Below are 8,692 nucleotides of genomic sequence, written 5' to 3' on the forward strand. Positions count from 1 at the left end.
CTCAGTCCCGCTCCTTCTTGTAGAGGGTGGCGTTCGACGTAGCCAGCTCCTGCAGCATCTTGCGCAGCGATCCGGAACTCTTCAGCTCGTCGCGCATCTGCTTGATGGTGCCCGCGGTCAGGGCATCGGAATGGTTGCCGAATGCGTAGCGGAAATAGCTGTCGGCCATGCAGGTCAACGCGGTCGAGTTCGTCGGTATGAACCTGGCGATGTCGCGCACGTCCTTGATCTGCGCCCACTCGCTGTGGCCGACGTTGTCGACGAACGGCCCGGCCGCATCGATGTCCACATCCACCGGGAACTGCGCGTGGTTGTAGGCGCGCTCCTTGAGCCGGTAGCGCCCGGCGGCGTCGTAGTGCTCCATCGACGCGCCGGTGTCGTTCATGAACTGATGGCACTGCCAGCAACGGCCGCCGGAGGCGTGCTCGCCATTGACCAGGTCCCAGCGCTCGCGCGTGGTGATCGGACGGTTCGGGAAGGTCGGCGTTTCCGGGTCGGCTTCCACCGGCGCACCGAACTCGCGGCACAGCAGTTGCTCGCGAATCATGATGCCGCGCTTCACCAGCGAAGTGGTCACGTAGTCCGAAGTCGCGGCCTGGGTCAGGCCCTGGTGCAACAAACCGCCGCGTTTTTCGTCGACATCGACCTTGCGCATCGCCTCGCCCGACACGCCGGCGATGCCGTAGTGCTGGGCCAGGGTATGGTTGAGGAAGGTGTAACGCGGATCGAACAATTCGGTCATCGTGCTTTCGCCGTCCAACAGCACGTAGCGCACGAACGCCGACTGCTCTTCGCGCATGGCCTGGATCACCGGGCCGCTCAGGCCAGGCTTTTCCTGCAGGTCGCCGGCGGTCTTGGTGTAATGACGGATGAAACGGACGAACTGCTCAACCCCGCGATCGGTCACGATCATCGCCGCGGCTTCCGCACCGATCTGCTCGGGCGTGGACAATCCTCCGCTCTCGGCTTTGCCCAGCAACTCCAGGCTGGGCGTGGTGCCCAGGAAGGTGAACGACAGCGCCGTCGCCACTTCGCTGGGGGTGAGCTTGTAGGCGTTGACCCGGCCGTAAGTGTCGTCGCCCAGCTCGGAACGATAGAGGAAGTGCGGCGACAGCAACATGCCGGCGACCATGTCCTGGAGGCCATGCGCATCGAGCAAGGCGCTGTAGCGCTCGATCTCCTGCGTGGTCATCGGACGGCGGAACAGCTTGTGCCCGAGTTCGCCGACGATGGAGGTGGCTTTGGCGCCTTTCCGATACCCCAGCGCCGCGGGTTCGACCTGCCCCGCCACCTCCAGTGCCGCATCGTAATAGCGCTTGACGTCTTCGGCTTGGAGGATGCCGAGGTCGGCTTCGCCGGGATACTTGAATTCCTTGGCCGATTTGTCGGCAGGCAGCTTGGCCGGGTTGATCGTCACACCGAACAGATCGCGCACGCTGTTGGCGTATTCGTTCGGCGTCAACTGGCGGATCTGGCGCTTACCGAACGGGGTCTGCGGCCGCAGGTACACGCTCCACACGGTGTCGAACAGGTAATCGGAAATCGCCCCGGCGCAGACGCCGTCGCAATGCCCCTCGATGTTCATGCTCTGGATCTTCTTGACCAGGGCCTCGCGGCCGGTCGCCTCCCAGTTATGCGCCTTGTTCGGATCGTCGAAGAACTTGGAGTCGTGACAGCCGCTGCAGCTGTCTTCCAATACCGCCAGGCCGAGGTTGGCTTCGTAGAGGTAGCTCATCGCAGGCAGGTCGACGCGCTCGCTCTCTTCGTTGACGTCCACGCCGTGCATGCTCGGCTGCGGGCGATACGTTGGGTAATAGGGATAGACCACCCGGTGCTTGCCGTAGTCGAGCATGACTTCCACCTGGCCGCCCCAGGGCACCGACACCTCGCGCACCCCGTCTTTCGCATCGATCAACTTGACCACCCAATGTTCGCGGGCCGCCCCGCCCGGCTTGGCCGGCGCATGAATCGTCATCGGCACTTCGATATGCTCGGGGCGCTCGCGATATGTCATATCGATGGCGTGAGTGGGTTGCCCGGCCGAGAGGCTGAAATGATTCGAGCGCTTGATCGGGATCCAGTTGTCGACGTCGTTGAGCTGCACCTCGTAATCGCCATAGGCCAAGCCGGCGATCGCCAGGGACTCGCTGCCCCAAGCCGCATGGAACAGCCGCTTGTGGCCGAGTGCATCGATCAGATGTCCGCTGACCCGCTCGTCGGCGATATCCGGCGAGGGTGCAGGCGACGGCGTGAGCGTCAGCGCCGTGGCCGGCACCAGCGCGGGGTCGTAGGGGCGGATCCGGTAGATCGCCCCGGCCACGTCATCGGACACCAGCAAGCTGTGATCGGGCAGCTCAAGGAAATCCACCGGACGGCCGATGCAACCGCCCCGCAGACAGTTCGGGTCCGCAGTCGCGCGATCCTGCAGCCAACCGTCGACCAACGGGATTTCGTGGATCACCTTGCCGTTCTTGATCGTCAGCATGCGCAATTGCAGGCCCGGCTCATCGCTCGTGCCGAGGGCATGGGTCGCCACCAGCAAGCGTTGCGCCCCGGCCGGCTGCGGATAGCCGTTCCAGAACTTGACCCCCAGCGGCGCTGAGTTGGAAGCGATCTCGAAGGCCGGCGGGGTGTACCGGGAAACATCGATCTGCCCTAAAGGAATGTCCGACAGCCGCAAGCCGTCCAGCCATCTGCCGTCGTTGGCCGACCTGGGATTTTTCTCCTCCTCGGCGGTGAATCCGAGCGTGCTCCGGCCGAACACGTACGGTACGCCGAAGTGCTCATCGTCCTTGCTGATGCGATTGACTTCTTCCGAGTTGGGGAAGAGTTGGCGGTTGTTGTCGCTGAACCAGATCTCTCCGCTGGCCGGGTTCCAATCGAAACCCAGCGAGTTGCGCACGCCCTTGGCGACGATGGTCGCCTGCTTGGTGACCAGGTCGTAGCGCAGGATGGTGCCGTAGCGCGGATCCGCCGGCACCATGCACAGGTTGCAGGGGATGCCGACCGCGGTGTACAGCCCTTTGTCGTCGGCATCGTGCGGGTTGAATCGCAGCGGATGCTTCTGATGCCAGTACAGCCATTCCAGGGCGACGTCTACCGGAGGCAAGGGAAACGGCGTATCGCCGCCCGGCAACTTCAGCAGCAGCTCCGGCTTCGCCTGGGCGTAACTGCTGTCCACATCGGGAACACGATAGATCGCATCGGCGGTGGAATAGAACAAGCTGCCGTCGCGATAGGCGACGCCATGCGGTTCCAACTGGCCCGACGCGACGACGTGGACGCCCGTCGGTTTTCCCGAAGCGCCGTCCAGGGGCAAGGCATAGATCTGCTTGGAGATCGGCGGCGGGAACACGCCACCTACCCAACCGGAGCCCACATAGAGCACGCCGTTGCCGAGCGCCATCTGCCTGGGTTGCAACAACCCTTCGGCGAACAACTCGACCTTGACCCCGGGCAAGGGGCGCAGCTTGGCGACGTCGACGCGCGGCCGGTAACGGACGATGCGCGTCTGCTGCTCGCCCTCTTCGGCCTCGAACGACACCGTCTGCGGCGAGTTCATCGGCGCGAAACCCTCGGCGACGTCCATGATCAACGCGTAGTCGCAGCGTTTGAGCTCGTCGATCTTGAGGCTTTCTCCCCATACGGCGCGGATCGGTATAGCTTCGCTGCCGCAGCGCAGAACGCCGCTCATCGTCGCGGGATGCTTTCCGGCCTTCCTGCCTCTGGAATCGTCGGTATCCGGCTCGCCGAACTCCAAGGTCAGTCGATTGCCCTCGAATCCGCCCTCGTCGCAGGGGCCGAGGTCTTTCCAGGCATCCGGCCAGTGCACCGCGCCGCTGTCGGCCGGCAGACCGGGGTTATAGGCGTGTTGACTGCACCAGGCCCAACTGCCCGGCCCCAACGGCGCTTCCTCGTCTTTCCAACACTGGTACTGATGCCCCAGGTTGGAGACCTCGTCGCCGGCTTGGTAATTAGTGCCGGCCTGGTATTGCGGAGCGGCGCAAGCGCCCACCCCTGCCGCTCTCGCCGATCGCTTTCCTCCAGGCCCGTCGCCATCGCGCGAGCAAGCCGCCAGGGTAAGGGCGAGCACCGCCGCCATCGACCACGAAACCGCCTTGGGTGCCTTCATGCTTCCTTTCTCCCAAACGCTAGCGATGCAAAGACGCATCGTCTGGCCAGGCTTCGATCGGCAGATGTATTCGAAAGCAGCAGCGCGCGCTTGCGCGCCCCGAGATCGTGCGAGGCCAAGCCGGTTGGATACGGGGTGGGTGGCGATGCCGTGCGCAACGACGGGCCGTGCGCAGCCGTCGCCTCAATGGTGCTTATCGATACATCGATTGCCGTTCGAATATCGCAGCGGCGAGCCGCATCCGCAGCGCGAAACTATCAGCATGAATCGCGGGCAAACGTGATTAGCATCGTGGATTGGGCATTCGTGAGTCAGCGCTCGATCGGCGCCGATTCGATCGTCGTTCGAATCGCGATTCGCGCATCGATATCGCGGGCTCGTTCCCGTTGCATGGACGGCATTACGAATGTGACCCGATAGAGAATGAGCCGGGCGCGAAGCCCGGCGAGATCACAGTTCTTCGGATCGCATCCATGGCGATAGGCGTGGATACGATTCGGGCCTGCATCGGTGCGACTGCGCAGTGTTACCCCGCATGGACCAGCGCGCAGCAGGCGTGCGCCTCGCCTGCCGTGCCTGCGGGCCTCAGACCTTCCACAGGCGCCGCGCTTCCTCGGCGATGACCTCGGGGAATTCTTCCGGGAAGAACAGCTTCGCGCCGGGCACGCGGCGTATCCCGCGCGAGTTCGGGAACACACGGTCGAGGTACTCGGCGTCGCTCTGGGCGAAGATGTCGTCGGCCGCGCCCCAGACCACGCGCAGGGGCACCGTGCTGCGTTTGAGCTCGGCCTCGATACCGGCCAAGGGGTTCGGCTCGAACGCCGCGTGGAAGGCGTTGTACTGGGCCCGGCGCAACGGCGTGCTCAGCAAGGGCGCGATGTAGTACTCGATGGTTTCGTCGGCGAAACCGGCCGGGTCGCGAAACACCGCCGCGCCGAAGGTCGAACGCGCCAGCGCCTTGTCGGTCAGCCATTGCGCGGTCATGTCGTCGAGGGTGCCGGCGCGCGCCATCTCGACGATCGGCTTGACCTTGGCCGGCGGGCTGTCGGGTTCGACGTCGCAGTTGGTCAACAACAGGCTGCGTACGCGCTCCGGGTACCTGATCAAAAACAACTGCGCGACGGCGCCGCCGCTGTCGCTGGCGACGAGATCGACCGCGCCTATCGCGAGCGAGTCGAGCAAGGACGCCAGCATCTCGGCTTGGGCGTCGGCGGCCAGGGACTGATGTTCGGAAACCTGCGAATAGCCCAGCCCCATGAAGTCGGGGGCGAGGCAGCGCCGATACGGCGAAAGCCGGTCGATGGCGCCGCGCCACTGGTAACCGTTGAGCGGCGCGCCGTGCAGGAACAGGGCCGCCTCGCCGGAGCCGCGCTCGACATAGGCGATCCGGCCGAAAGCGAGTTCGGCGTAGCGCCTGGCCGCGGCGAAGGCAGTGACGCCGGTCGCCGGCATTGCAGCGGCGGCGACGGTGCGGCGAGTCGATGTCAGCGGCGCGCAGGCCCCGGCCACGCCGGCAGCGACCGCGGCGGCGGTCATCGCCATGAACTGTCTACGTTTCATTACTAGTCCCTGCGATAGGTGTCGGATGCGCCATGCTGGCGGCACGGCCGCGGCCTGGCGCGCACGAACGGCCGACGCGCAGCACGCAGGGATGATTTTCGGCACTGTTGCCGGGCCGCAGCGGGTCGGAGGATCGCCTCATGACCGACCGCCCTTCCTGCTATCCCGGCCCTTCGGCCGCGCTGCTCGCCAGCACCGGCTCCGGCCGCGCGCCGCTGCTCGACGTGCTCAGCAAACCGGTGCCGTCGGGCCTGTTCGATTCGCCGCTGGATACCCGCCATGTGCTGTGCCTGCACGAAGGCCATCCGGTGCCGGTGTCCTATCGCGTCCAGGGCCACGAACGTCAAGGCGTGCGCATCCACGGCCAGTTCTGCGTGGTGCCGGCCGGATCGAGCACACGCTGGATCGTGTCGAAACCGGCGCGTTCGCTGCTGTTGCGGCTGACGCCGTCGTTGCTGCGCGAAAGCGCGGACGCGATGGGATTGGGTTCGTACGATTCCAACCTTGCGCCGTCGATCCACATCCGCGACCCGCAGGTCGAACGCATCGGCTGGATGATGCAGGCCGAAGATAACGATGCGTATCCGGGCGGCCGCTTGTTCACCGACAGCCTCGCCTCCGCACTCGCCGCGCGCTTGCTGGCGCTGCAATCGCGCAAGACGCTGGCGGCGGTCAAGCCTGGGCGCGCCCTGCCCGCCTGGCGCCTGCGTCACGTGGTCGAGTACATCGAGGCGCACCTCGACGAAGACCTGACCCTGGCCGAGCTGGCGAGCGTGGCCGGCTTCAGCCTGTCCCACTTCAAACCGCTGTTCAAACAATCGACCGGTCTGCCGGTGCACCGTTTCGTGCTGGAGCGACGCGTCGAACGCGCCCGTACGCTGTTGCTGCAAGGCGGCAAGAGCATGAGCGAGATCGCCCTCGAAGCCGGCTTCTCGCATCCCAGCCACATGGCCCGCTGCATGCGCCGCCTGCTGGGGGTGAGTCCGTCGCAAGTCGTGGACTCGCGGCTGAACTGATCGAGCATCAGGCGACTGCCCGAATCTGCCCAAGCAAGAGCCCGTGCGAACACGGGCCCTCGCTCAACCCTTACAACGCTTGCGCGATAACCGGCTGCACCACGGCGGGCCTCACCAGCGCACCCGCACCCCGAGGTTGGCCTGACGCTGCTTGGCATCGCTGCCGTCCAGGCTTTCGCCGTAGGACAGCACACCGAACAGACTGACCGATTCGTTCAATTCGGCTTCCACGCCGACGTCGACAGTCGCCATCAGGCCCAGTTCGTGATTCGGGAACGCCTGCGCCTGTGCAGCCGCGCCGGGCGGCAGGACGACGAGGGCGCCGTCCTTCTCGCCCAAAGTGTCCTGCACCCCGAGCGTCGCCCAAGGCCGCACGCGTGCGCCCCGCGAAGTTTCAAACAGCTTTTCGGCGCGAACGGCAACCCGGGCGGTTCCCAACAAATCGTCGTCCATGACCAGTTGCTTGCCGCTGGCATCGCGCTTGTCTTGCCACTGCATCGCGCTGGCGCTCAAGTTGACTTGCGGCTCGACGGTCCAGCCGTTGCTCAAGTGGAAGCGATGGCCGAGCTGCGCACTCGCGGTCAGGCTGTTGCCGCCGATCTCCTCCTTGAAGCCGTCGGCAACCGCAATGGTGGCCTCGGGCAATTGGCCGACCAGGGTCATGTCCAGATACGTGCCGTCTTGCCAGCTCACGCTGCCGTACATGCCGACCATCGGGGTGTCGACGCGCACGTTGGCTTCGCCGATGCCTTGCAGGTCGGTCGAATTGGCGCCGCTGGCCCAGTAGTTGCCGTGCTGGAACGCAATGAACAGACCGCCGCGTAAGTTGCGCGTCTCGCGGTCTTGCAACAACGCATCGACGCCGACGTACAGGCCGAGCGTGTCGCCGCTGAAGGCGAAGCCTGGGTTGGCGCCCATCTCCAGTTCGCTGCCCGTGGCCGCCATCCAGAAGCCATGGCAATCGCCTTCCAGCGACCAATAGGCGCGCTCCATCTCGTCTTCGTGCGAGCCGCAACGCGGCGTGTCGCCGCGCACGCCGGCCATGCGTTCGAACAACAGGCGGTTGTTCTCCTGGATCAGGGCGGCGCCGATGCTCGGCAGCACGGCATAGCCGCCGATTTCCGGCAGGATGTCGCTGGCTTCGGTGTTGAGGTACCAGCCGTCGCCCTGGCGGTCGAAGGTCCATGGGAACACGCTGCCGTTCAAGCGCACCACGCCGTTCGTCGCCCCAGCCGGCGTGAAGCTTCCTTCCGTCGCCGAATTGTCGTTGGGGGCCGAGATCACCCGGATCGACGCGGGCTGCTGCGGGGTTTCGGTGCCATCGGTCAGGAAGGTCACTGCGGTAGTGCCGATAACGTCGCCGCCGATGTCCAGGCCGCCCGAACTCTGGCTGCCGGGCGATACGGTCAGGGCCAAACCGCCGCCACCGGTGTAGTTGCCGCTGATGCCGAAACGAGCGCCGCCGACCCGAATGAAACCGGAATTGGCTATGTTGCCGGTGAGGCTGGCGCCGCTCATGCCGATCAGTTCCGAGGTGCCGTCGATCGACAGCAAACCGCCGGCCAGGTTCAGCGGCGCGGTCAGCGTCAGTTGCGTGCCGGTGAGAAGATCCACTCGCTCCCAGTTGGACAGCGGGCTGACGTCGCTCTGGTCCAGGGTCATGCTGCGGAAGTTGACCCGGTCCTCGCCGCCCGCGCCGCCGTCGAAGCGGACCAGGCCGCTCAGGTCGCCGCCGCGGAAATCGGCGCTGTCGTTGCCGGCGCCGAACTCGAAGCGGCCGATCACCGTGCCGGCGGAGCTGAAGCTGTCGTTGCCGGCGGTGCCGGTGTACAGGCCCGTGGCCTTCAGGGTCGAGCCGGCCGCGACCGTGGTGTTCTGCGCGGACACGCTGCCGCTGGCGGTGACTTCCAGCAGGCCGCCGATCACATCGACATTGATGAACTCCGACGGCCCGTTGATCTGCAGCGCACCGGCACCGGCCTTG

General features: G+C 65.6%; 4 protein-coding genes. 1 reads left to right on the forward strand and 3 read right to left on the reverse strand.

Translation table 11 applies throughout. The features are described 5' to 3' along the window. Position 1: 1 nt before the first annotated feature. Entirely contained in the window at positions 2–4,132 is a 4,131-nt protein-coding gene (locus GLA29479_RS21505; protein ID WP_169795716.1) for a DUF1592 domain-containing protein, read from the reverse strand. 585 nt (positions 4,133–4,717) lie between these two features. Next, positions 4,718–5,692 (reverse strand): alpha/beta fold hydrolase, encoded by a 975-nt coding sequence (locus GLA29479_RS21510; RefSeq protein WP_057972810.1) that lies wholly within the window; start codon positions 5,690–5,692, stop codon positions 4,718–4,720. 140 nt (positions 5,693–5,832) lie between these two features. Here GLA29479_RS21510 and GLA29479_RS21515 point away from each other — a divergent pair, with 140 nt between their 5' ends. Then, the gene (locus tag GLA29479_RS21515) at positions 5,833–6,708 is read left to right on the forward strand and encodes a helix-turn-helix domain-containing protein (RefSeq protein WP_057918498.1); all 876 of its coding nucleotides are present in this window, start codon (positions 5,833–5,835) and stop codon (positions 6,706–6,708) included. A 111-nt stretch (positions 6,709–6,819) separates the two neighbouring features. Here the strand turns inward: GLA29479_RS21515 and GLA29479_RS21520 are convergent, their stop codons facing one another. Next, the gene (locus tag GLA29479_RS21520; protein WP_425599992.1) at positions 6,820–8,370 is read right to left on the reverse strand and encodes an autotransporter outer membrane beta-barrel domain-containing protein; all 1,551 of its coding nucleotides are present in this window, start codon (positions 8,368–8,370) and stop codon (positions 6,820–6,822) included. Positions 8,371–8,692: the final 322 nt, after the last annotated feature.

The organism is Lysobacter antibioticus, from assembly GCF_001442535.1.
Lineage (GTDB): Bacteria > Pseudomonadota > Gammaproteobacteria > Xanthomonadales > Xanthomonadaceae > Lysobacter > Lysobacter antibioticus.

What these genes read in the sequence shown, in the direction of transcription:
- GLA29479_RS21505 (WP_169795716.1), bottom strand. Translation starts at nt 4,132, where the DNA reads ATGAAGGCACCCAAGGCGGTTTCGTGGTCGATGGCGGCGGTGCTCGCC.
- GLA29479_RS21520 (WP_425599992.1), bottom strand. Translation starts at nt 8,370, where the DNA reads ATGACCCTGGACCAGAGCGACGTCAGCCCGCTGTCCAACTGGGAGCGA.
- GLA29479_RS21515 (WP_057918498.1), top strand. Translation starts at nt 5,833, where the DNA reads ATGACCGACCGCCCTTCCTGCTATCCCGGCCCTTCGGCCGCGCTGCTC.
- GLA29479_RS21510 (WP_057972810.1), bottom strand. Translation starts at nt 5,692, where the DNA reads ATGAAACGTAGACAGTTCATGGCGATGACCGCCGCCGCGGTCGCTGCC.